This is a genomic window from Pseudarthrobacter sp. N5 (genome assembly GCF_050157035.1).
In the GTDB taxonomy this organism is placed as follows: Bacteria; Actinomycetota; Actinomycetes; order Actinomycetales; family Micrococcaceae; genus Arthrobacter.
Genome location: NZ_CP189593.1, coordinates 2,540,452 through 2,563,370 on the forward strand (window position 1 = coordinate 2,540,452; position 22,919 = coordinate 2,563,370).

A 22,919-nucleotide genomic window follows, 5' to 3' on the forward strand; every position below is an offset into this window, starting at 1 on the left:
CTACCCGGCTGCCAGTTCGCCGATCAGTCGTGCCTCCGTGGCCGGGCTGAGGCCGGCTTTGCGCTCCCGGCCCAGTCCACGGTGGCGTTCGTCGCCGAGCGTGTCCCTGAGCGTTTCTTGCCACGGCCTCAGGATCATCCCGGCGGTCTTGGCTGCGCTGTTCGAGCGCGCCGAGAAGCCTTCATGGCCGGGCGGCAGCCACAACGGCAGGGAATCGGGGCCCGCCCAATAGCCGGCTCCGTGGTCAACGAGCCATTCTTCGGACGCCGGCACAACCGGCGCCAGGTTCCCGGCGCGACGACGTGACTCGTCAACGTAGTCGCCGAACGGCACCACGTCACCGAGCGCGTTCAGCGGACCGGTAGTCCGTTGTTCTGCCGCCGTGAGAATCCAGGCCGCCAGATCCCGGACGTCGATGATCTGCGTTGCGTGGTGCGGGATGTCCGGAAGCAGCACAGGATCCCCGCCACGCGCGAACCGGGCCGGCCAGTAACCATAGCGGTCCGTAGCATCGCCGGGGCCGCCGATCAGGCCGGCACGGCAGAGATGGGCTTTGTCCCCGGCGAACTCCGCGGTGGATTGTTCAATCGCTGATTTCGCTTCACCGTAGTTTTCCGGCGCGAAGTCTGTCCCCTTCTCAAGCGGAGGCAAGAGCCCGGCGTCTTCCGCGGCACCCGGCGTTGAGTGATCGGCATATACCGAACAGCTCGATACAAACGTCCAGTGCTCTGCACGGGCTGCCAGTGCCATGAGTGAGTCCTTGGCCTGAGCAGGGTCCCGGGCCACATCGATCACGGCGTCCCACTCTCCCGTGACTGCCGTGTAAGCGTCCGCGCCCAGCGAACGGTCGGCCCGCAGCCAGGCTGATCCCTCCGGCGGTCCGGTGGCTGTGCCGCGGGCAAGACACGTCACCTGATGCCCGGCACCGACGGCCTGCCGGGCGATTTCCGCCGACAGGAAGGCAGTACCGCCGAGAATGAGAATGCGCATGTGGCCACGCTACGGGGCTAGGGTTAAAGATGAACAGCGTCTTATGCGCCCGGCGAACACCGGGAGCGAACACCGGGAGACCACCCCGGGCGTCCACCCGGGTGGACGCCGGAGACCACTGAGGAGTAACACTGCAGATGTACAGCTTGATCTCGGCCACCCCTGGCACCCCGGAAATCCCGAGCATCAACGTGGCGGGAATTCTGATCAGCATCGGTGTGGGCATTGCCATCTGGCTGGCGGCAAGCTTCATCATTGTGCGCATCACCAAGCGCGTGGCCGCCGGTACGTCCTTCTTCAAGAAGCCGCACTTTAAGTGGGCGGCACCCGCCCTTCGCGCGCTTGATCACGAACGCAGGGTCCAGCGCGCCAACACCATCGGTTCGCTACTGAACAGCGTGGCGGGAGTACTCGTTGCGGTCATCACCATCATGTACGTTCTCAGAAACCTTGACGTGGACATCGCACCGCTGCTGACGAGCGTGGGCATTCTTGGTGTGGCCATCGGCTTTGGGGCCCAGCAGTTGATCCGCGACTTCCTGGCCGGTATTTTCATCACCATCGAGGACCAGTACGGGATCGGCGATGTTATCGAGACCAGTGAAGTGGTGGGCACTGTGGAATCCATGGGTCTGCGCATCACGCGCGTACGCTCCGCTGACGGGGCTATCTGGTACCTGCGCAATGGCGAGATCCTTCGCGTGGGCAATAGGTCACAGGGGACGTATTTGCCGACATCGTCGGCCGCGGACGAGGCTCCGGAGACGAATCCGGCAGCGCAGCAGAAAGCCGGAGAGTAACCATGACAACGCCCGCTGAACCGATGCCCGCCAGACAACTCATGCAGAATGATCCGTTCAGCCAGCCAGGCTACACAGACAATTTCTACGACGCCGTGGGCGGCCACGAAACGTTCGTTAAGCTCATTGATGTCTTCTACGACGGAGTCGCGGGCGACCCCCTGCTGCGCGCGATGTACCCCGAAGAGGACCTTGGCCCGGCCAAACGGCGCTTCCTGATGTTCCTGGAGCAGTATTGGGGCGGACCAACAACGTATGGTGAGGAACGCGGCCATCCGCGGCTCCGGATGCGCCACATGCCGTTCCGTGTAACGCCCGAGGCAAAAGACCGCTGGCTGCACCATATGCGCGCCGCCGTGGACGCGCTGGAGCTGTCTCCCCTATATGAGGGCACCTTGTGGGACTACATGGAACGTGCAGCGCTCTCCATGGTCAACAGTCCGTCCGGCTCGTGAGGACACCTGAACGGTCATGGCGTTTCAGCGTTCAGCAACACTGCTTAGAAAAGGCCGAGACCGGCGCCTGACCGCGCCAGAACGTGCCCGCGGCTGCCGCTGAGACGGAACCACCGGCCAGCCTGGTAGAGCTGCTGTTGATTGTCCCCCAGGAAGCCCAAGGTAAGGGCAGCGAAAGCGGCCCCTGCCGGGAGTCCCCCGGCGCCATCCAGTTCACGGCCCCAGACCGCTGCCCGGGCGTTGTTGACAATCAGGGCACCGGGCTTGTCCGGGACAATACCGGCAACTTCGGTAATCCCTGCCTCTGCGGCTTGCTTCAGCACAGAGTCAGGGACGGATCCGATCAGTTCCCAACCGGACCGGGGCGCGCTCACGCCCGCCCATGATTCGGTGACGGTGGTCGGCGGAACCGGAAGCTCGACGTCGTCCTCTCCCGCCCGCGCCAGCCGGTTCAGTACGGCGGACAACAGAACAGTGACGTCGATGCCGGACGGCTCCGCCAGCCCCATGGTGCGCAATCCCAGAATGGTAGGGGTTGATTCGCCCAGCAGCCGGGGCCGGAGAACACAGACGTAAGCGGCCAGAACGGAGCCTGACCCCTGAAGCCTGATGGCGCCGTCGTCTATGGCTTTGGCGCGCAGGGCGAAGTTGCGGAGATCGGCAAGATCCCGGGGATCGGCAAACCGGAAAGACCGGGTGAGGAGATCAGACACACTTAAGACTCTACCGGCTGGGTCCCGGTTGAGCCGTGCCGGGGCTACGTCTAGAGTCAAACCATGACAGAAGCGGAAGCCGGTTTGCAGGCGTTGCCCACGCAGGACCCCACCTCGTCCCTCATTGAAGTCCTCGATCTGGGCGAGCTGGAAGGCGCACGGACCGACGAGGACATTTTCATCGGCCCATCGCAAAAACAGCCCCACCAACGCGTGTTCGGCGGCCAGGTTCTTGCGCAATCATTGATTGCCGGCATGCGAACCGTTGACCCGGGGCGGCGAGTGCATTCCATGCACGGCTATTTCCTGCGGGCGGGCGATGCCAACAAACCCATCACCTTCGGCGTCCAGCGGCTACGAGATGGCCGGTCCTTTTCCGCGCGCCGGGTCCACGCCTACCAGGAGGGCCTGCCCATCCTGTCCATGATTGCCTCCTTCCAGGATGATGACGAAGGGATCGAACACCAGTCCCTCATGCCGCAAGGCATTCCGGATCCCGAATCGCTGCCCAGCACAGCGGACCTCTTGGGGAAATTCGATCACCCCGTGGCCAGGCACTGGGCCTACGAGCGGCCCTTCGACATCCGGCACATCGATCCTGCCCTGTACGTGTCGGCGAAGGGGAAGAAGGAAGCGTGCAACGCGGTGTGGATGAAAACCTTCGGTCCCATGCCGGACGAACCCAACCTGCACCGGGCAGCGCTGGCGTACGCCAGCGACTACACCCTGCTGGAATCCATCCTGCGCAAGCACGGACTCAGCTGGATCACGCCGGGAATGAGCGTTGCCAGCCTGGACCACGCCATGTGGTGGCACCGCCCGGTCCGGGTAGATGAATGGCTGCTGTATGTCCAGGAGTCCCCCAGCGCACAGGGTGCCCGCGGTCTGGCAACGGGCAAGATCTTCAACCGTGAAGGCCAGCATGTGGCGTCCGTGGCGCAGGAAGGTATGGTCCGGGTTCCGACGGATCTCAAGAACAAGGTGGTGGGCGCTGTGCAGTCTGCGGTCCTGGCACATCAGATCCGCAAGTCCGAGCGGGACTGACTGTTACCCGGGAACACACAAGCTGTTACCCGGGAATACAAAGCGGACACACAAAAGGCCGCCCACGCAATTTCGGGGCCGGCCTTTTGTGTCAGTTCGCGTGGGCAGCCTGAAAGCGGCCCGCGCCCAGCACCGACTTAGCCGCGGGTGAGGCGGCGGTGGGTGACACGGTGCGGCTTGGCCGCGTCCGGGCCCAGACGCTCTACCTTGTTCTCCTCGTAGGATTCGAAGTTACCTTCAAACCAGTACCACTTGGACGGGTTTTCCTCGTCGCCCTCGTAGGACAGAATGTGGGTTGCCACCCGGTCCAGGAACCAGCGGTCGTGCGAAACCACCACGGCGCAGCCGGGGAATTCGAGCAGCGCGTTCTCGAGGCTGCTGAGGGTTTCGACGTCGAGGTCGTTAGTGGGTTCGTCAAGAAGGAGCAGGTTTCCGCCCTGCTTCAACGTCAGTGCAAGGTTCAGGCGGTTGCGCTCACCACCGGAGAGCACGCCTGCCTTCTTCTGCTGGTCCGGGCCCTTGAAGCCGAAAGCGGCAACGTAGGCGCGGGACGGCATCTCAACGTGACCCACCTGGATGAAGTCATTTCCGTCAGAAACAACTTCCCACAGCGTCTTGTTGGGGTCGATGCCGCCGCGGCTCTGGTCCGCGTAGGAGATCTTGACGGAATCGCCGATCTTCAGCTCGCCGCCGTCGAGCGGTTCCAGCCCCACGATGGTCTTGAACAGGGTGGTCTTACCCACGCCGTTGGGACCGATAACGCCCACAATTCCGTTACGGGGAAGGGTGAAGGACAGGCCGTCGATCAGTGTGCGGTCCTCGAAGCCCTTCTGCAGGTTCTTCGCTTCCAGGACAAGCCCGCCCAATCGCGGGCCCGGCGGGATCTGGATTTCCTCGAAGTCGAGCTTGCGGGTGCGGTCCGCCTCCGCTGCCATTTCCTCGTAGCGGGCAAGGCGCGCCTTGGACTTGGTCTGGCGGCCTTTCGCGTTGGAGCGGACCCATTCCAGTTCCTCGGTAAGGCGCTTGGCCTGCTTGGCGTCCTTCTTGCCCTGGACTTCCAGACGGGCACGTTTCTTCTCCAGGTAGGTGGAGTAGTTGCCTTCGTACGGGTAGAGGTGGCCGCGGTCTACTTCGGCGATCCACTCCGCGACGTGATCCAGGAAGTAACGGTCGTGGGTGACGGCCAAGACTGCGCCGGCGTAGTTGGACAGGTGCTGTTCCAGCCACAGCACGCTCTCGGCGTCGAGGTGGTTGGTGGGCTCGTCAAGGAGCAGCAGGTCAGGCTTCTGCAGGAGGAGCTTGCACAGCGCCACGCGGCGGCGCTCACCACCGGAAAGCAAGGTGACATCTGCTTCAGGCGGCGGGCAGCGAAGTGCGTCCATGGCCTGCTCCAGCTGAGAATCAAGGTCCCAGGCATCGGCAGTGTCGATGGCTTCCTGCAGGTGGCCCATTTCTTCCAGGAGCGTGTCATAGTCCGCATCAGGGTTGGCCATTTCCTCGGAGATCTCATTGAAACGCTGGATCTTGCCGATGATTTCGCCAACGCCTTCCTGGACGTTGCCGAGAACTGTTTTTTCCTCGTTAAGGGGCGGCTCCTGAAGCAGGATACCCACGGTGTAGCCGGGGCTGAGCCGGGCCTCACCGTTGGACGGAATGTCCATGCCAGCCATGATCTTGAGGATGGTCGACTTGCCGGCACCGTTAGGGCCAACCACGCCGATCTTCGCACCAGGGAAGAACGACATGCTGACATCGTCGAGGATGAGTTTTTCGCCAACAGCCTTGCGGGCATTGGTCATTGTGTAAATAAATTCCGCCATGGTTCCAAATCTACGGGGTTGGCGCGGATATCTCACATTGAGCAGTGAACGGGCGGTGCCGGTGCTGCGAAAACAGACGCGTGAATTCGGGTCCCTGCGGTCAGACCGCTGAGCCGGCAAAGCAGCTGCCGTTGGCGAGCGCGGGCAGGACCACCACAGTGACGTCGCCGTCACGGACCTGGCCGACCACGCAGTCTTTGCCTTGACGGGCCGCAGCCTCGATGGCATCCACTTCCAGGCCGGTAGGAGTGCGGCTGGCCGAAACCTCCAGCACTGCTTCAGGTATTCCGGCACCCGTCAGCGCCGCCAGCACCTGGTCCCTGCTTGGTTTCGGGTTGCCCACGGCTGCACTTCGCAGCGCGTCCCCCAGTCGTTGCTGCAGATCAGGTAAGACCGGATCACCCTCCGGCCGGTTTGTTGACTGTGGTGCTGCAGTGGGCTGGGTTGCGGAAGAGCCAGTCTGCGTAGGCGATGTGGCGGCGGGGGCCGGAGTTGCCTCAGACTGGCCAGGTGACGGCTGCCCGATGCCGCCTGTGCAGGCTACGACGAAACCCAGGATCAGTCCCGCCGCCAAGAGGAGCTTGGAGAAGTTCCACGCCGGACTGGTCACCGGACTGCCCGTCGCCGTACGGCTCGCCGCCTCGCGGACCGCTACCCGGATTAGGCCGCGGTCCTGCCGCTGGGGGGAGTTCGCTCGTGTCACAGCCCCATTCTGCCATGCGGCACCGCAGCCGAACGGTGCCGCCCAGGCGGCAGCGACGCGGGCAGCGCGGCGGCCGGTCAGGCCGCAGCCCCGGTCAGCTCACCTGTCTCCGAGTTGATGTCCAGGCGATCGCCGGTCTCGTCGTCCACGAAGATCTCGGCGCCGCTGTCGTCCGCGGAATCGTCCTCGCCGGATGCAGCCAGCCCGTGGTCAAGGGGGCCCTGCTGCTGGGCCCCTGAATCGGATTCAGCCGCGCCTTGGCCGGATCCGTCCTGCGGGGTGGCAGACTGCGGCGTGCTGCCGGCTGTGCGGGTGAAGTTCGCAGAGCCCCACATGAGGTCGTGGCCTACGGATTCGGCATCGATCTCGGCTACATGGTAGATGCGGCCTTCCTTTTCCCAGCTGCGCATTTTCAGTCGGCCCACAATGATCACGCGTTGGCCCTTCTTGATGCTGCAGCCGATATTTCCCGCAAGCTGGCGGTACCCCTGGACAGTAAACCAGTTGGTATTGCCGTCCACCCAGGTACTGGACGCACGGTCGAAACGCCGGTCGGTGGAACCGAGCCGGAACGATGCTGTCCCTACGCCGCCGGGCGTCGTCGAGCTTCTGATCTCCGAGGCGACGAAGCCACGGACCGTAATGTTGTCACTCATTTTTGTGTCCTGTCTCGAATTGTCGTGCCCTAGCAGGCATATCCAGCTTCGCTCCAGGCGCAGCCTTCGGGGAGAGACAACTTTCCGTATGTGCAAAACACCGCGCCCGACGCCGCTGTGGAGGAATGGAGGCGACAGTTCAAAGAACATGACGGTGTCCGGTCGCCAGGCAATGTAAACTTTTTGAGGCGACCGGAATCTGATCTCCGGCACCGCGTGCCCCAGTAGCTCAGGGGATAGAGCAGCGGCCTTCTAATCCGCCGGTCGGGGGTTCGATTCCCTCCTGGGGCACAACGCGAGGCTCTGAGCCGCGGTTTCATTCCGCGGGTCAGAGCCGGACCATACCCTGAAGGGGAGGACGCGTAGCGGCCGGAGCCCGTACGGAGCCCGTCCACCCAGGACGACGTCTACCGGCGCCGCAAGCACCTCGCAGAAACAGCAAAAAGCCCGGCACCGCTGTGCGGCGCCGGGCCTTCGTGGGGCGCGGACCCCGACCCTGACGAAGCAGGGGCCCGCGGTCTATGTCAGGAAGCGCGCTGCGTCAGGCGTACGGCAGGACGAGGCCCGCGTAACGCTCCTTCATGGTCGCAAGGAGGCAATCCGGTTTTCCCGCCCGGCGCGCTCAATCTGCGGCTTCAGCTCCGGATCCCACCACACGTGGAAGGTATCGACGCCGACGCCCACGGCCCGCGCGTCGTACGGCGCCGCGAGATCCAGGGGCAGGCCCAACGTGGAGATCAGAGCACGGTCCGCCGCGTACATCGGGTGCAGCGGTTCCAGCACCAGCCGGATGCCGTTTTCGACGGCGAACGGGACCAGATCCCAGAGCCGGTCCAACGCGCCGGCGGGCAGCCACCACGTCTTTCTCCCCCGGCGCCAGGCCCCCACCACCAGGAAAAGCTCCCGGGTGTCCAGGGCAACTGCCTCCAGAATGGCGGCGCGGTTGTCGGCCACCGCTGCAGCCTGGCCCTCCGCGTCAGCCGCCGTCAGGAATCCGCCGCGGCAGAGCGAGGAGACGCGCAGGCCGGCGTCCCTGATGAGCTTCGACGCCTTGTCCAGACCGGCCTCGGCGACGCGGTCACGCCACGGCCCGATCGCGGGAATGCCGGCGCGGACGCAGCCGTCGACGGCCTCGGCCAAGGTCCATTTTTTGGTGGTGGCGCTGTTCAGGGACAGCCTGGAAAAGACGGACAGGCTGGAAAAGTCGCTCATACTCCCACACCGTTGATGCGCAGGAAATCGGACATCCGGAACGCGCCCAGGGCAGGATCCATCAGCAGTCCTGCCTGATCGGCAAGCTCGAAGGTCTTGGCCAGAAGCACCACGGAGCGGCCGGAGTGCAGGCCGCCTACCATCTGGAAGCCCGGCTGCTTGCCGTTGAGCCAGGACATAAAGGCAATGCCGGTCTTGTAATAGAACGTGGGGGCGCTGAAGATATGCTTGCCCAGTTCCTGGGTGGAATCCAGGATGGCGCGGGCCCTCACGGCGTCGCCGGCGTCGTAGCTCTGCAGCGCGGCCGAGGCAGCCGGGTAGGTGGCTGCGAAGATGCCCAGCAGGGCATCGGAGTGGCGGGTTCCGTCGCCGTCGATCAGTTCCGGGTAGTTGAAATAATCACCGGTGTAGAGCCGCACGCCCTCCGGAAGTACGGCACGCAAGTCCACCTCATGGCTTGCATCAAGGAGCGAAACCTTGACGCCGTCCACCTTGTCCGCGTTGTCCCGGATCAGCGACCGGAACGTTTCAGTGGCCCGGGAGACGTCGTCGGAGCACCAATAGCCGGCCAGGGCGGGATCGAACATGGTCCCGAGCCAGTGCAGAATGACCGGCTGGTCCACTTCCTGAAGCAGCGTTGAGTACACCCCGAGGTAGTCTTCAGGGCCGCTGGCCACCTTCGCCAATGCACGCGAGGCCATCAGGATGATTCTGGGCCCTGCCTCACTGACGACGGCGATCTGCTCGCGGTAGGCGTCCAGAACGGCCTGCACACCGGCAGCGCCGGAGGGCAGTGAATCAATGTCCAGCTGGTCTGTGCCGGCTCCACAGGACACGAGGTCGCGGACGGACTTCCCGGCGGTGGCGGCGTTCCGGCCTGCAACGACCGATGCAGCCTCCGCGCCGGTGCGCTTGATGAGCTGCTGGGTGGCGGCCCAGTCAATGCCGCGCTGGGCGGTATCCATGGCGTCCGCGACGCCTAGGTGTATTGACCACGGACGTTAGGAACGCTCGGCGTGGTTAGGTGACAAAAAGAAGACCTCCGGGTGGAGTGGGGCTTGTCGAGAGTCCGATCCACAAGGAGGTCTTCAATGTCCCATGCTAATGCGCTCCTCACGCCTAAGGGCAGGCTCCGGCTGGCCCAGTGCGTCGTGGAGGACGGGTGGCCGCTGCGGCGGGCGGCTGAGCGGTTCCAGGTCTCGGTGACGACCGCGGCGCGGTGGGCTGGCCGCTACCGGGAGCGCGGCGAGCACGGGATGGAGGACCGGTCGAGCCGGCCCGTCAGCTCCCCGGGCCGGACGTCCGTGCGGCGGGAGCGGCGGATCGTCGCGCTCAGAGTGAACCGCCGGTGGGGCCCTGCCCGGATCGGTTACCTGCTGGGTATCCACCCCTCCACGGTGCACCGGGTCCTCTCCAGGTTCGGACTGGCAAGGCTGTCGTGGCTGGACCGGGCCACGGGGAGGGTAATCCGCCGCTACGAGCACCAGAACCCCGGAGACCTTGTCCACGTGGACATCAAGAAACTCGGACGTATCCCGGACGGCGGCGGACACCGCACGGTGGGCAGGGCATCCGGCAACCGGAACAAGACCGGCACGGCGGCGAACCGGAGACCGGGCTACGCCTTCCTGCACAACGCGGTCGATGATCATTCCCGGCTGGCCTACACCGAGATCCTCGCCGATGAGAAAAAGGACACCGCGGCCGGGTTCTGGGAACGCGCCAACGCCTACTTCGAATCCTGCGGAATCGTGGTCAAACGGGTCCTGACGGACAACGGCTCCTGCTACCGCTCCTACGCATTCAAAGACGCCCTGGGCCCGGCTATCAAGCACAAGCGCACCCGGCCCTACAGGCCCCAGACCAACGGCAAAGTCGAGCGCTACAACCGCACCATGCTCGATGAGTGGGCTTACGCAAAACCCTATGGATCAGAGGCCGAGCGTGTTGATTCTTTCGCCGACTGGCTCCATCACTACAATCATCACCGAGGCCACACCTCACTCAAAGGTCAGCCACCGGTCACCCGCGTCACTAACCTCTCAGGTCAATACACCTAGGCCGTAGGACCACAGCTCGTGCCGGTACGCCGGGGTGGCGTCCCAATCGAGGCGGGCCGGGGCCCAGGGGTGTTGTCAGCGGACACTTCCGGGATGACGTGCGCGGCAGCGTAGGCGTGACGGGAGGTGATGGGGGCGACGGGCCTTGACCAGCCGGGAGCGGAGTTGAGGCGGTACTCGCGGGTTCCGCCGTCAGCCGAGGGAAGGATCAAGGAAGTCATCAGAGCGTGATCTCCAGGATGCCGATGGGCGCTCGTCGTTGGACTGCAGGCCCAGCTCGGCGAGCTGGACACCGCGGGCCGCGGAGAGCAGGCCCAAGCGGTGTTCGCGTCCGGCCACGACGTCCCGGAGGAATTCCTCCCACTGCAGCTTGAAGCCGTTATCCAGTTCGGCGTTGGCCGGCACTTCCCGCCACTGGCTGCGGAATGAATCGGTGACCGGAAGGTCAGGGTTCCAGACCGGCTTGGGCGGGTGGGCGCGCTGCTGCGCCACGCACTTGTTCAGGCCGGCGACGGCGGAGCCATGCGTGCCGTCGATCTGGAAATCCACGAGTTCGTCGCGGTAGACGCGCACGGCCCAGGAGGAGTTGATCTGGCCGATGACGGCGTTCCCCGTCAGGGGTCTCCAGTTCGAAGATGCCGTAGGAGGCGTCGTCGGCGGTTGCCTTGTATTCCTGGCCTTCTTCATCCCAGCGCGCCGGGATGTGGGTGGCGGTCTTGGCGCTGACGCTCTTGACCTTGCCGATGATGCCCTCGAGGACATAGTCCCAGTGGCAGAACATGTCCGTGGTCATACCGCCGCCGTCTTCCTTGCGATAGTTCCAGGACGGGCGCTGGGCCGCCTGGACGTCGCCTTCGAATACCCAGTAGCCGAACTCGCCGCGGATGGAGAGGATGCGGCCGAAGAAGCCCTGGTCCACCAGGCGCCGCAGCTTGACCAGGCCGGGGAGGTACAGCTTGTCGTGGACTACCCCTGCGGTGACGCCGGCTTCCTTCCCGATGCGGGCCAGTTCGATGGCCTCTTCAAGGGATTCCGCGGTGGGCTTCTCGGTGCAGATGTGCTTGCCAGCCAGCATGGCCTTCTTGAGGGTGGCGGCGCGCAGGCTGGTCATGGAGGCATCAAAGATGATGTCCACCGAAGGATCGTTGATGACCGAATCCATGTCGGCGGTCCATTCGGCCACCTTGTGCAGCTCGGCGAGCTCGCGCATCTTGGCCTCGTTACGGCCCACCAGGATGGGTTCTACCTGGATCCTTGTGCCGTCTTCAAGCGTGAAGCCGCCGGCGTCTCGGATCGGCAGGATGGAGCGCGGCAGATGCTGGCGGTAGCCCATGCGGCCGGTAATGCCGTTCATGGCGATGCGGATCGTCTTTGTTTCGAAACCCATGTGTCCTCCACGTGTGGTAGGCAATGCTCGTACGGTTGGTAAAGCGCGTTCCCACTGCCTTCCATAATGCATCCTCCGGCGCGCATGGCAAGCGCTTTCCGAAAAGAACACAGGCTGCAATACTGTAGGCAGCACTGAATTTGCCCGAAGAGGAGATACCCGTGGCTGCTAGTACCCTCACCGAGGTGGCCCGGCTGGCCGGAGTTTCACCAGCCACCGCTTCACGCGTCCTCAACGGTTCCGCGCGCACGCCCGGCCCGGACATCGCGGACCGGGTGCGGCAGGCAGCGGAGTCCCTCGGCTACATTCCGAACGCGCAGGCACAGGGTTTGGCGAAATCAAGCTCCGGACTGATCGGACTGGTAGTCCATGACATTGCCGACCCCTACTTCTCAGTAATCGCCCGAGGTGTCCAGTCAGCCGCGAGGATGCAGAACAGGATGGTCCTGCTGGCCACCACGGGAGGGGCACCCGCTGACGAGAAGGAAGCAGTGGCAGCGTTCGCAGCGCGCAGGGCAGATTCAATCGTCATTGCAGGCTCACGTTCCTCCCTGAGCGAAGACAGCGAAGGCAATGCCCAGCTCGCAGCCGAACTTGACCGCTACTGCCGCAACGGCGGCCAGGTGGGAGTGGTGGGGCATCCGATAGTCGGGGCCACTGCCACGGAGGGTTATCACGTGGTGGCTGTCCCCAACAGGGAACTGGCCGGCGAACTGGCCGGAGCGCTTGCTGCGATCCACACCGGAGCGTTTGCCATCATCGGTGGACCTGCGGGCCTCTTCACTTCGGATGACCGCATCCTCGGTTTCCAGCAGGGCCTGGCCAAAGCAGGGCGGCCGGCCGCGGATATCCTCCGCCGCCGGTTCAACCGTGAGGGAGGCTATGAGGCAGGCCTGGAACTTGCGGAGCGCATCAACGCCGGCGGACCGGCCAGCGAGACCGGCACCACCGCTCCTGAGCGCCTCTGCATCTTCGCGGCCAACGACGTTATGGCCATTGGCGCCGCAGCGGCCCTCAGGTCCGAAGGTCTGCGAATCCCCCGGGACGTCTGGATCGCCGGCTTTGACGACATTGAAACACTCAGGGACTTCCGCCCCGCCCTGTCCACGGTGCGTCTGCCGCTCGAGGAGATCGGCCGGCTTGCCACTTTCAGCCCCGGAGAAACGGACGACGACGGTCTCGCCCGTGCCGTCAGCGGCCACGTAACGCTCCGGCGGAGCACGGAACCCGCTTCGTAGCCTGGGGTCCCGCTCAAAGACGGCCGTGGAAATTTCGCAGCTCCCCAAACCCCGCGAAGAATCGAGACCCATGAACCGTGCCCGGGCCGCTGTCAGCCCGTTCCGGCCAGGTGCCCTCATGATGGTCCCTGCGCGTGGCGGCGAATCCCGCCCGGCGATGCTGGTACTGCCCGGCGGAGGATACCGTCATCACGCGGGCCACGAAACCCGAACCTGTTGCCGAATGGCTGGCATCGTTGGGAATCCACGCATTTGTGCTCCGCTACCGGGTATCCCCTGACCGGCACCCGGTGCCGCTGGAGGATGCCAAACACGCGATGCGCTGGATCCGCGGCGGTCGGCACGGGCTGGCCGTTGACCCAAGGAGAGTGGGCGTGCTCGGATTTTCCGCCGGCGGCCATCTGGCCGCCACCCTTTCGACGGCCGTGCCCACCAGCGACCCGGTCCTGGATGCGTCGGCGTCGGTCCCGGATCTCGCAGTGCTGTGCTATCCGGTGGCCTCTTTCACTTCAGCAGTCCACCAGGGAAGCATCGAGAACCTCCTGGGCGACACGCCGTCGGATGATCAGCGGCTCGCCCTGTCAGCGGAGCTGAACGCCGCGGCCTCCACGCCGCCGGCTTTCCTCTGGCACACAGCCGACGATCGCGCGGTGCCCGCGCAACATAGCCTGGCGTACGCCGCAGCTTTGGGCAGAGCCGGCGTGCCGGTGGAGCTCCACGTGTTTCCCTATGGACCACACGGACTGGGCCTGGCCGCAGATGAACCCGGGCCGGAGGAGTGGACCGGCCTTTGTGCCGGCTGGCTGGGGCGGCAGGGCTGGGCTTAACCCGCTAGTCCTCGCCAAGCGAGATGAAGTTCAGAAAGGCGGCGTCCCGGAGGACATTTTCAGGAAGGTCATCCGCCACAAACTCAAGCAAGATGTCGGTGGGCCGGCCATGTTCCCGCAGGATATCTGCAATGGACTGCCGCAGCTGTCTGCGCCCTGCCAGCGGAAGCCGCTCCCGCTGCGGCCACCACGAAAAACAATGCACTCCCCGGACATACCGGATCACCCTATGGATGGAGGCAATGGCCTCCTGATCTGAGAGTCCGACGGCGGGCTGCCAGTAGGTCCCTACATTGGGCCGGTCCACTTCTTCCATGAGTTTGAGCGTGCTCTCCACGGAATCCGTGAGCGTTCCGCCGTGATATTCAAAGGCAATGTCAAGTCCATGCGAAGCCGCGAGACCGGCAATCCGCTGTGCATCCTCCACCACCGATGCCCGGATCACATCATCGGATTCTGCCGAGCCTGCTTCCCCTGCCCACACGCGGATCCGCCGGGCCCCGAGGCGTGCGGCGAGGGAAACCAGGGCGTCGAAGTCACCGAGGCTGCCCACCCGATAGTAAGAACCAAGCGAGAGGACCTGGAGGTCAGCGGCGGCGGTCAGTTCACGTGCCTGGTCTGCCGAGGCTGCGTCACGGATATGCACGTCAGTTCCCCATTCGATGCCGGCAAGGTCCGCCGCGGACGCCGCTGCCGCGACGTCCTCGATGGCGCGGTCCCGCAAAGTTACCGAGCAGATGCCGGTAGTCAGGATGGGCATGGTCCACTCCGATAATTCGGGGCTTGGTGCGAGCGTCATGCAGATCCTTCTGTTGGCGCAGATCGACGTCAACACTACCGGGAATGCGCTTGCCAAGTACATAGCCGCCCCGACTGTTGCGGCACCGGCACCAGGTTTAACACTGAACCACTCCGGCATCAGTCTCCGGGCACTGCACCCCGGCACGGAGCGCTGGTTCATACGGTGCTGCCAGCACAGAGCGCAGTGAAGATCCTGCAGCCCCCAGCAACGCCGCAGACTCGCCGAGATCCGAAACGGCCGCCCGGGGCGGGGCTGACAACATCGGGCGCATAGACGGCCAGGCTGCGCCGTACGGCCGGAGCGATCCACTGGCCCATCTGCGTGAAATGGCCGCCGAGAACCACGGCTGAGAGATTCATCAGGGGGGCCGTCGAGGCTGCGGCGATGCCCAGATAATGTCCGGCGCGTTCGACGGCGGCAGTGGTGCCGGGCGCACCGGCACCGAGGTCTTCGCGCAGCCGCGCCAACCGTGCGGAGGCGGTCCCCTCCGGAATGCCCGCTTCTGTGAAAATGGCCTCCTGGCCGGCAAACGTTTCCAGGCAGCCACGGCCTCCGCAGGAGCACACGGGGCCGGAGGGCTCCACCACCACGTGGCCCACTTCGCCGGCCTGGCCCTGCGGTCCAGAACGGCACGGGCTCAGCCGGCCGGGTGGCTGACGTTGCACCAAGGCGAATCAGCCCGGCAGGATCACGCCGCTCAGATGACAGGACGCGAGGTGACCGGTTCCTCTGACTTGCTGAACAGGAGTTTGGTGCGCGGATCCAGGAAGATCAGGTAGAGGGCAAACAGGAGAGCGATGATCGCAGCGCCGTTGCGCGCCAGCGCCAGTGCCAGGCCCAGGTCCTCGGTCTGCAGATAGGGGAACACCTCCAGCTGGTCTGAGATGGCGTAGACCATAAAGAACGACACGATGAAGTACAGCGCCTTGACCTGCCAGTCATCACGGATACCTGTGACCGCAAACAGCGGAATCAGCCACACCACGTACCAGGACTGGATCATCGGGGCCAGGAAAACGACGGCGGCAAACGCCAGGGTTAGACGCCGCATCAGCCGGTCGTGGGCACCCTTGAATATCTGCCAGGCAACAATTCCTACGGCCAGCAGTTTACCGGCGTCGTATACCCATTTGGAAAGGCCCCAGCCGTCCAGGCTGAAGGCATTGCCGATCGAGGCGACGATGAGCCCCAACAGCCCCACCGGGGCGTACCAGATCCAGATACTGCCGGGTGCGGACAAGCCGTTGATCCAGCCGAAGCCGAAGCCGTTCACAAGGCTCATGGCATACAGCAGGGCCAGGCTAATGCCTGCCGTGAGGCCCCAGAACACAAACTTCCTGGGCCAACCGGCGTTCTTTCCGGCCCAGAGCAGCCCAATAAACGGCAGGAAGACGATGGTGATGGGCTTGACTGAAATGGAGAGCGTCACCAGAACAATGCCGAGGACAACCCGTCGGGTGGCACAGTAGTACAACCCCGCCAGGGCGAGGCCGATCATCAGGGCGTCGTTGTGCACGCTGGCTATGAAGTTGGTGAGGAACAGGGGGTTGGCCGCTGTCAGCCACAGCGCACGGTGCGGATTTACTCCGTGGAGTTCCGCGAGCTTGGGGACATAGATAATGCAGAGCACCACGCCCACGAGTGCCGCCAGCCGGAACAACATAATGCCGGCCTCGGGATGCACATTGGTGGACCAGACTACAAACTGCTCGATCCACAGGAACAGTTGCCCATAGGGAACAGGAGCTTCGGTCCACATCTTGTCTGCGCCGAGCTGGAAATAGTTGGACAGCGCCGAAATGCCGCGTTCGTAGGGATTGAACCCCTCCACCATGAGCCGTCCCTGGCCGATGTAGGCATAAACGTCGCGGCTGAAGAGAGGAACGGTGAACATCATGGGCAACCCCCAGGCCACTACTGCCTGCAGTGTGGCCTTCCGCGCTTCAAGGCCCCACACCCGGACGCGTTGCCCGAGCCGGAGCCAGGCCCTGACCAGCAGCATTCCGCCGATGGCCAGCAATACGATGGACAAGACAACACCCGCCGTCTCGGTCCGCATCCAGATAAAGAGGGGCATGCGCCGGAGTTCGGAGGCCGGCGCCAGCCAGCCAACGCCCAGCGAACCGATAACCATAAATACTGAGCCGATGAAACCGGCAATGAGTGGTGACCGGGCATTGTCGACTTCGGCGGCTGTGTCCGGAGACGCACCAATGGCCACATCCTCCGCCGCAGGCACACGCGCCGTCATCTCAGGATTGTCCAATCTGTTGTGTGACATCCGCCCGTGGCGGGGGCTCACCGGCCAAAGGGGGTCACGACGACGGAAATCGCGTCGCCGCGTACCCGAAATCCTAGCACCGGACCGTTCTGTCACGGTGAAACGATAGGCTGGGCGGGTGCCTATATCTAACGAACGCATTGTCTGGATCGACTGCGAAATGACCGGTCTGGACTCCAAAAACGACGCCCTCATTGAGGTGGCAGCCCTGGTAACGGATTCGGAACTCAATATTCTCGGTGACGGCGTGGACGTCGTCATCAAACCGGACGATGCTGCGCTGACGCAGATGAACGATTTTGTCCGGGACATGCACACACGGTCCGGGCTGCTGGAGGAACTTCCCCACGGCAAGACCATCGCCGAGGCCGAGGCCGCAGTCCTGGAATACATCGAGAAGTGGGTCCCCGAACCGCGCAAGGCTCCGCTGGGCGGAAATTCCGTGGGGACAGACCGGGTCTTCCTCGCCCGGGATATGCCTTCCATTGTGGAACATCTGCACTACCGGATCATCGATGTGAGCACCATCAAGGAGCTCTCACGCCGCTGGTTTGCCAGAGCGTACTTCCAGGCCCCCGCCAAGCACGGCGGACACCGGGCGCTTGGCGACATCCAGGACTCGATTGACGAGCTGCGGTATTACCGGGAAGCCGTTTTTGTGCCCGCCCCGGGACCGGACAGCGCCACCGCGCAGCGGATTTCCAAGCGGATTTCCGTACCCGCCGAGCCCCCGATCGCTCCTGCCGCGGAGCAGCCCGCAGAGTAATCTGCGCCACGTTTGCAGGAAATTTCAGCTAAAACCGCAAAAGTGGCAAAAGCACCCCCGAACAGCAGGTAAACTATTTGACGTTGCCTTTTCAGACAGCCGGTACGCCGGTTGGCCTGGTAAGCACATGGTGGGCGTAGCTCAGTTGGCAGAGCGCCTGGTTGTGGTCCAGGAGGTCGCGGGTTCAACCCCCGTCGCTCACCCTCACGGGACGGCATGATATGCCGCCCAGTCACAAAGGCCGCACCGGATATCCGGTGCGGCCTTTGTTCGTTTTCGCCCCATTTGACGGCTGCACACCGCAAAGCACCAAAGGATCCGCCTGACATGACTGTTCTGCCAATCACCATCTGGGGCGAGCCGGTGTTGCACCGCCGTGCCAGCGAAGTCGAGGTCTACGACGACGGTCTCCGTACCTTGATTGCCGACATGTTCGAAACCAATGATGTTGCCAACGGGGTAGGCTTGGCCGCACCCCAGGTGGGTGTGGGAAAGCGCATCTTCATCTACAAATTTGCCAACGACGACGGCGCACCCCCCAGCGGCGTGCTGGTCAACCCGGTGTTGACGCTCTCCAAAATTTCCGGGGCACTTCCTGATCCGGACGAGGAAGAGGAAGGCTGCCTGTCTTTCCCTGGCGGTCAATATCCGCTCAAGCGGGCCGAGTGGGCCAGGGTCCAGGGCTTTGACGGTGAGGGCCTGGCCGTGGATTTTGAGGCAACCGGCTGGTTTGCCCGCGTCATCCAGCACGAATTCGATCACCTTGACGGCAAGCTATACGTTGACCGGCTAGTGGACCGCCATAAGAGGAAAGCCAAGAAGCAGGCCAAGAAGAGCGGCTGGGGCGTCCCCGGACTCACCTGGATGCCCGGCGTCGATCCTGACCCCTTCGGACACTGACGTCATGACATTGCCGGAAAGCACCGCAGGGAACATCACCGCAACACCGGATCCTTCCGGCCGGAGTGCCCTGTTTGAACTCCTGGATATCCAGGAAGCGGACCGTCCAGGCTGCGCTGCGCTGCTTGATGCGCCTGCCGGACCCGACGTGCAGCTGGCTTTGGCTGGGCTTGATCGGCGCCTGGGGCGCTTTCCCTCCTCCTCCGCCCGCCAGGACGGCATCTCAGCTGAATCGTGGCTGGAGGCAATTCTGCGCTTCGCACCCCGGGTGCCCGAATGGCACGCTGGCCTGGGCATTCCCCACATGGTGTCAGCCGCCATCCTGGCGGACGTGGGCCGCCAGCTCGCCATCAACCGCCGGGTCCACGGAATGTTCGGCGCGGACACTTGGTCATGGCTGACTCTCCACATGGCAGGAAACATCCTGCAGTTGGGCCGGCTGCAGTTCCACCTGATCCGGAAGCTGGATGCAACTGCCCGGTCCGGCGCCGGGGAGTGGGTTCTCGGTGTTCATATTCCGGAGCTTCAGGGAGCAGGCGCCGGTCTCTCACCGTCCCTGGTGGAGGAGAGTCTGGGCTTGGCGCGAACCTTCTTTGCCGCATACTTTCCAGACAAACCGGTGACCGGAGCAGTGTGCTCGTCCTGGATGTTGGACCCGTATCTGGCGGCCGCACTGCCGGACAGCAATATCGCAGCCTTTGCGCGCCGGTTTGAACTTGATATGTGCACCGATGCGCCCGAAGACGCCGTCTACTTCACCTTCCGGCACCGCGGTCTGGATGACCTCAGCGCGCTCCCACGCAAGACGTCGCTGCAGCGCGCGGTGCTGGAGAGGATAGACAACGGCGGCACCTGGCAGCTGGGACACGGGCACCTGATACTCAACGCGGAATGATGGTCGGCTGTCCCGGGCAGGAATCCAGGACACGTTTCATGGCATCCTTCTCGGCCTGGGTGACCCACAGCCGGTAGGCCGCTTTGACTGAAATCTGGCGGGCCACGTAGTGGCAGCGGAACGCCTTGTTCTTGGGCAGCCAGCTGGCTGCATCCGAGGCGCTTTTCTCCTGGTTGGCCGGGCCGTCGGCGGCGATCAGGTTGAGGGGATCGTTGGCCAGGCTCTGGCGCTGCGGCGGTGTGAGCTGCTGGGCCCCTTTCTGCCAGGCGTCGCCAAGTGCCACAACGTGGTCTATCTGTACGGCTTTGCTGCTTTCCGCACCCCGTTCAAAGGCCACAGTTCTTCCCGTGTAGGGCTCCTGGAACGTCCCTGAGGCCACACGGCATCCTGATCCCTCGGTGAAGACCGGATTGGCGAGATCACGGCGGAGAATGTCGTTGCGGGTATCGCAGCCGTTGCGGTCAACGTCCAGCCAGGCCTGGCCGAAGTTGGTGCGCTGGTAGTTGTCCTTGGGCGCTCTGCCCTTGACCGGAAGCCCATCCAGGGCTGCTGATGCGGCACCCTCCGGCACCGGCTCTACGGACGCCACGGCCTTCATCCAGGTGCGGTCCAGCACCGGCATCTCGCTGGGACCGGTGACCTGCGGTTCGGCCGCTGCAAACTGACCGGCGGTAAAAAACCAGGCAATCCCTGCGATGCCTGATACTGCCACAAGCAGCAGTACCGCCCAGGCCTGCCGTGCCCGGCGCCGGGCGCGCCGGTACGCTGCCCAACTGATGGTCATGTTCTTCCCGCTCCACTGAATCTGTACCGCACCACAAGAGCTTAGGTCAGACCCGCGACAGTCACGACGATATCCACAGTGTGGAGGACAAGTGTCCTGTGGAAGAGGGGTGAAGACAACGTTCGAGTGGCCAGCGGCGAATCTACTGCTCCCTGGTGACCCGCTTCAGGTCCTCGGCAGCCAGATCCAGCAGCTCTTCGAGCTGACTCACCCGATCCTGGCGGATATCGCCGGCCTGATGTGCTGCGCGGGCCTCATCAAGCAGCCGGATGGCTTCCTTGTGATTGGCCCTGGCCACGTCCAGGGCGTGTTCGAGGGAGGTGTCGTGCTGGAGAGCTGATGTGTTGTCCATGACTCCATCTTGGTCCCGTTTCCCGGCTGATTCCAGAGCATCAGCCGGGAAGTTACGCAGACCTGCCTGCTTTGAACTAAACGGTGGCGACCGCTGCCAACACTGATGCCGGCTCCTTGGCAGGGAACGACGGAGGGTTGACGCCCGCCATCTCCTCCATTACGCGGACCACCTGGCAGCTGTAGCCGAACTCGTTGTCGTACCAGACGTACAACACGAGGTTCTTTTCGTTGGAAATTGTCGCCAGGCCGTCGACAATGCCGGCCCGCCGGGAACCCACGAAGTCGGTGGAGACAACCTCGGGTGAATCGATGTAGTCGATCTGCTTGCGCAAATCCGAGTGCAGTGACATCTCCCGAAGGTAGTTGTTGACCTCGTCTTTGGTGGTGCCGTTCTCCAGGCTCAGGTTCAGGATGGCCAGGGAGACATCGGGAGTGGGGACGCGGATGGAGCTGCCTGTCAGCTTGCCCAGCAGCTCCGGCAGGGCCTTGGCCACGGCCTTTGCGGCGCCGGTTTCGGTGATGACCATGTTCAAAGCGGCCGAGCGGCCACGGCGGTCGCCCTTGTGGAAGTTGTCGATCAGGTTCTGGTCATTCGTAAACGAGTGCACGGTCTCGACATGTCCGTGGACAACTCCGTATTTGTCGTTGATGGCCTTCAGCACCGGCGTGATGGCGTTGGTGGTGCAGGAGGCCGCCGTGACGATCCTGTCAGAGTCGGAGATGGATCCGTGGTTGATGCCATGGACGATGTTCTTCAGATCGCCTTTGCCCGGAGCCGTGAGCAGAACCCGCGCCACGCCTTTGCTCTGGAGGTGCTGTGAGAGGCCGTCAGCATCGCGCCATCGTCCCGTATTGTCCACCACCAGGGCGTCCTTGATGCCGTAGGCCGTGTAATCCACCGCTGCGGGGTTGTCGGAATAGATAATCTGGACCTGCACACCGTTGGCGGTGATCGTGTTGGCTTCCTGGTCCACCTTGATGGTGCCCTCAAAGGAGCCGTGGACGGAATCACGGCGAAGAAGGCTGGCACGCTTGGCCAGGTCATTTTCCGCACCCCGGCGGACCACAATGGCGCGCAGCCGCAACCCGTGTCCGCCGCCCGCCTTTTCAATCAGGAGGCGGGCCAGCAGGCGGCCAATGCGCCCAAAACCATAGAGCACGACGTCGGTGCTGGTGCGGTCGTCGCCGCCCCGCTTGCCTACTACCTCGGCAAGCTCGGTGCGCAGGAAGTCCTCCAGGCTGACGCCGTCGGCCTCGGCCTTGAACTTCTGGTTCAGGCGGGCGATGTCAATCGCCGCCGCACCGAGCTCAAGCCCGGCGAGCGCGTCCAGCAGCGGCGCTGTCTCCTCCAGGAGGAGTTCGTCCTTGCTCATGCGGCGCGCAAAACGGTGCGCCTTGAGGATGTTCATGGTGGACTTGTTGATCAGGCTTCGCCCGTGGATGCTGGTCACCACGTTGTTTTCGCGGTACAACCGGCCGATCACAGGAATCATGGCCTCGGCGAGCGCTTCACGGCCCATCCACGTATCAAGACAAGAATCTGACGTATGGCTCACAGAACTACCTTCCTCGGGTCAACCGCATACGTCCTCGTATGCAGATGGCGGCCCACCGGAGGCTATCCAGGGGCGCAGGCGCTGCCGGGGTTTCGGTCCACCCCGGATGCCTGAAACGTGTGCAATGAAAATCCGCCGGCTGCCAACGCTATTCCGGCGGAAGAACCTCTACGTTCACTATCCATTCTAGAACCGCCCCGGGGGCCACGAGGGCCCGGCTGCGAGTGAAATCACTCACAGCGGCGCCGTACCGGCGCCTTGCCGGGTGGGTGGATGGGTTGACCGATACGCCGGGTTCTGTCATCCCTCACCGTTGCCGGTGCGGGAGTAGCGGCCATCCATCTACGGACGCCGTTGCCGACGCCCTCCAGCGGCCTACCCGGGCACTCGGGCGAGCAGCCCTCAATCATGCCCTGTCTGGCCTTGCTCCGGGTGGGGTTTACCTAGCCTTCCCGGTCACCCGGGAAGCTGGTGGTCTCTTACACCACCGTTTCACCCTTACCTGCTCTTCGGCTGTGCGGACACAGCATGAAGGCGGGCGGTCTGTTCTCTGTGGCACTGGCCTGCGGGTTACCCCGAGTGGGCGTTACCCACCACCCTGCCCTGCGGAGCCCGGACGTTCCTCGAGCCACTTGCGTGACGCGCGGCCGCCTGGTCAACCCATCCGGCATCCATT

General features: G+C 63.9%; 21 protein-coding genes, 2 tRNA genes, 1 other RNA gene and 3 pseudogenes. 11 read left to right on the forward strand and 16 right to left on the reverse strand.

Annotation, left to right across the window (positions count from 1 at the left end; all coding sequences use genetic code 11):
- Entirely contained in the window at window positions 1-990 is a 990-nt protein-coding gene (locus ACQCST_RS12255) for an NAD-dependent epimerase/dehydratase family protein (RefSeq protein ID WP_426996044.1), read from the reverse strand.
- 137 nt (window positions 991-1,127) lie between these two features.
- Between ACQCST_RS12255 and ACQCST_RS12260 the strand changes: the two genes are divergently transcribed.
- Entirely contained in the window at window positions 1,128-1,790 is a 663-nt protein-coding gene (locus ACQCST_RS12260) for a mechanosensitive ion channel family protein (protein WP_426996045.1), read from the forward strand.
- 2 nt (window positions 1,791-1,792) lie between these two features.
- Window positions 1,793-2,245, forward strand: a complete 453-nt coding sequence (locus ACQCST_RS12265) for a globin (protein ID WP_426996046.1) — start codon at window positions 1,793-1,795, stop codon at window positions 2,243-2,245.
- Window positions 2,246-2,289: 44 nt separating this feature from the next.
- Here the strand turns inward: ACQCST_RS12265 and ACQCST_RS12270 are convergent, their stop codons facing one another.
- Window positions 2,290-2,958 carry a hypothetical protein gene (locus ACQCST_RS12270; RefSeq protein ID WP_426996047.1) on the reverse strand — a complete coding sequence of 223 codons (669 nt, stop codon included), beginning with the start codon at window positions 2,956-2,958 and terminating at the stop codon, window positions 2,290-2,292.
- A gap of 63 nt (window positions 2,959-3,021) precedes the next feature.
- On the opposite strand from ACQCST_RS12270, the gene ACQCST_RS12275 reads away from it, so the two are divergent.
- Complete coding sequence (locus tag ACQCST_RS12275) at window positions 3,022-4,002, forward strand: acyl-CoA thioesterase (protein WP_426996048.1); 981 nt, start codon at window positions 3,022-3,024, stop codon at window positions 4,000-4,002.
- Window positions 4,003-4,139: 137 nt separating this feature from the next.
- Here the strand turns inward: ACQCST_RS12275 and ettA are convergent, their stop codons facing one another.
- The 3 genes from ettA to ACQCST_RS12290 form a co-directional block, all read right to left on the reverse strand.
- On the reverse strand, window positions 4,140-5,822 hold the full coding sequence (gene ettA, locus ACQCST_RS12280) for an energy-dependent translational throttle protein EttA (RefSeq protein WP_426996049.1): 1,683 nt from the start codon (window positions 5,820-5,822) through the stop codon (window positions 4,140-4,142).
- Between the two features lie 100 nt (window positions 5,823-5,922).
- Window positions 5,923-6,525 (reverse strand): DUF6993 domain-containing protein, encoded by a 603-nt coding sequence (locus ACQCST_RS12285; protein WP_426996050.1) that lies wholly within the window; start codon window positions 6,523-6,525, stop codon window positions 5,923-5,925.
- A gap of 77 nt (window positions 6,526-6,602) precedes the next feature.
- A complete protein-coding gene (locus tag ACQCST_RS12290; protein ID WP_426996051.1) occupies window positions 6,603-7,181 on the reverse strand; it encodes a single-stranded DNA-binding protein in 579 nt (192 codons plus the stop codon).
- 218 nt (window positions 7,182-7,399) lie between these two features.
- On the opposite strand from ACQCST_RS12290, the gene ACQCST_RS12295 reads away from it, so the two are divergent.
- Window positions 7,400-7,472, forward strand: a tRNA-Arg gene (locus ACQCST_RS12295).
- A 288-nt stretch (window positions 7,473-7,760) separates the two neighbouring features.
- Here ACQCST_RS12295 and ACQCST_RS12300 read toward each other — a convergent pair.
- Both ACQCST_RS12300 and ACQCST_RS12305 read right to left on the reverse strand, forming a co-directional pair.
- Entirely contained in the window at window positions 7,761-8,393 is a 633-nt protein-coding gene (locus tag ACQCST_RS12300; RefSeq protein ID WP_426996052.1) for a sugar phosphate isomerase/epimerase family protein, read from the reverse strand.
- A complete protein-coding gene (locus ACQCST_RS12305; protein WP_426999170.1) occupies window positions 8,390-9,382 on the reverse strand; it encodes a DUF993 family protein in 993 nt (330 codons plus the stop codon). The genes ACQCST_RS12300 and ACQCST_RS12305 overlap by 4 nt, the downstream gene beginning before the upstream one ends.
- Before the next feature lie 102 nt (window positions 9,383-9,484).
- On the opposite strand from ACQCST_RS12305, the gene ACQCST_RS12310 reads away from it, so the two are divergent.
- Window positions 9,485-10,453, forward strand: coding sequence for an IS481 family transposase (locus tag ACQCST_RS12310; protein WP_426996053.1), 969 nt, complete (start codon window positions 9,485-9,487; stop codon window positions 10,451-10,453).
- Here ACQCST_RS12310 and ACQCST_RS12315 read toward each other — a convergent pair.
- Window positions 10,445-10,674: pseudogene (locus ACQCST_RS12315) on the reverse strand (DUF993 family protein); the annotation flags it as partial. The gene ACQCST_RS12310 and the pseudogene ACQCST_RS12315 sit on opposite strands and share 9 nt — an antisense overlap.
- Window positions 10,646-11,840, reverse strand: a pseudogene (locus ACQCST_RS12320) (Gfo/Idh/MocA family protein). The pseudogenes ACQCST_RS12315 and ACQCST_RS12320, both read right to left, overlap by 29 nt.
- A gap of 161 nt (window positions 11,841-12,001) precedes the next feature.
- On the opposite strand from ACQCST_RS12320, the gene ACQCST_RS12325 reads away from it, so the two are divergent.
- Both ACQCST_RS12325 and ACQCST_RS12330 read left to right on the forward strand, forming a co-directional pair.
- The gene (locus tag ACQCST_RS12325; protein ID WP_426996054.1) at window positions 12,002-13,078 is read left to right on the forward strand and encodes a LacI family DNA-binding transcriptional regulator; all 1,077 of its coding nucleotides are present in this window, start codon (window positions 12,002-12,004) and stop codon (window positions 13,076-13,078) included.
- Window positions 13,079-13,148: 70 nt separating this feature from the next.
- Window positions 13,149-13,905, forward strand: a pseudogene (locus ACQCST_RS12330) (alpha/beta hydrolase).
- 4 nt (window positions 13,906-13,909) lie between these two features.
- Here ACQCST_RS12330 and ACQCST_RS12335 read toward each other — a convergent pair.
- The 3 genes from ACQCST_RS12335 to mptB form a co-directional block, all read right to left on the reverse strand.
- The gene (locus ACQCST_RS12335) at window positions 13,910-14,704 is read right to left on the reverse strand and encodes a sugar phosphate isomerase/epimerase family protein (RefSeq protein WP_426996055.1); all 795 of its coding nucleotides are present in this window, start codon (window positions 14,702-14,704) and stop codon (window positions 13,910-13,912) included.
- A 158-nt stretch (window positions 14,705-14,862) separates the two neighbouring features.
- Window positions 14,863-15,372, reverse strand: coding sequence for an ROK family protein (locus ACQCST_RS12340; protein ID WP_426996056.1), 510 nt, complete (start codon window positions 15,370-15,372; stop codon window positions 14,863-14,865).
- Window positions 15,373-15,404: 32 nt separating this feature from the next.
- Window positions 15,405-16,958: a polyprenol phosphomannose-dependent alpha 1,6 mannosyltransferase MptB gene (gene mptB, locus ACQCST_RS12345; protein WP_426996057.1), complete on the reverse strand. Its 1,554-nt coding sequence runs from the start codon at window positions 16,956-16,958 to the stop codon at window positions 15,405-15,407.
- 148 nt (window positions 16,959-17,106) lie between these two features.
- On the opposite strand from mptB, the gene orn reads away from it, so the two are divergent.
- The 4 genes from orn to ACQCST_RS12365 all read left to right on the forward strand — a co-directional run bounded on the left by orn (window position 17,107) and on the right by ACQCST_RS12365 (window position 19,549).
- Complete coding sequence (gene orn, locus ACQCST_RS12350; protein ID WP_426996058.1) at window positions 17,107-17,754, forward strand: oligoribonuclease; 648 nt, start codon at window positions 17,107-17,109, stop codon at window positions 17,752-17,754.
- A gap of 130 nt (window positions 17,755-17,884) precedes the next feature.
- A tRNA-His gene (locus ACQCST_RS12355) sits at window positions 17,885-17,957 on the forward strand.
- Window positions 17,958-18,081: 124 nt separating this feature from the next.
- Entirely contained in the window at window positions 18,082-18,654 is a 573-nt protein-coding gene (def, locus tag ACQCST_RS12360; RefSeq protein WP_426996059.1) for a peptide deformylase, read from the forward strand.
- Between the two features lie 4 nt (window positions 18,655-18,658).
- Complete coding sequence (locus ACQCST_RS12365; protein WP_426996060.1) at window positions 18,659-19,549, forward strand: acyltransferase domain-containing protein; 891 nt, start codon at window positions 18,659-18,661, stop codon at window positions 19,547-19,549.
- Here the strand turns inward: ACQCST_RS12365 and ACQCST_RS12370 are convergent.
- From ACQCST_RS12370 to rnpB, 4 genes are all read right to left on the reverse strand, one after another.
- Window positions 19,536-20,333, reverse strand: coding sequence for an HNH endonuclease family protein (locus ACQCST_RS12370; RefSeq protein ID WP_426996061.1), 798 nt, complete (start codon window positions 20,331-20,333; stop codon window positions 19,536-19,538). The two genes, ACQCST_RS12365 and ACQCST_RS12370, sit on opposite strands and share 14 nt — an antisense overlap.
- A 142-nt stretch (window positions 20,334-20,475) precedes the next feature.
- A complete protein-coding gene (locus ACQCST_RS12375; protein WP_426996062.1) occupies window positions 20,476-20,685 on the reverse strand; it encodes a hypothetical protein in 210 nt (69 codons plus the stop codon).
- A 76-nt stretch (window positions 20,686-20,761) separates the two neighbouring features.
- Window positions 20,762-22,243, reverse strand: coding sequence for a glyceraldehyde-3-phosphate dehydrogenase (locus ACQCST_RS12380; RefSeq protein ID WP_426996063.1), 1,482 nt, complete (start codon window positions 22,241-22,243; stop codon window positions 20,762-20,764).
- Window positions 22,244-22,513: 270 nt separating this feature from the next.
- Window positions 22,514-22,906: RNase P RNA component class A (rnpB, locus tag ACQCST_RS12385), an RNA gene on the reverse strand.
- Between the last annotated feature and the right edge of the window lie 13 nt (window positions 22,907-22,919).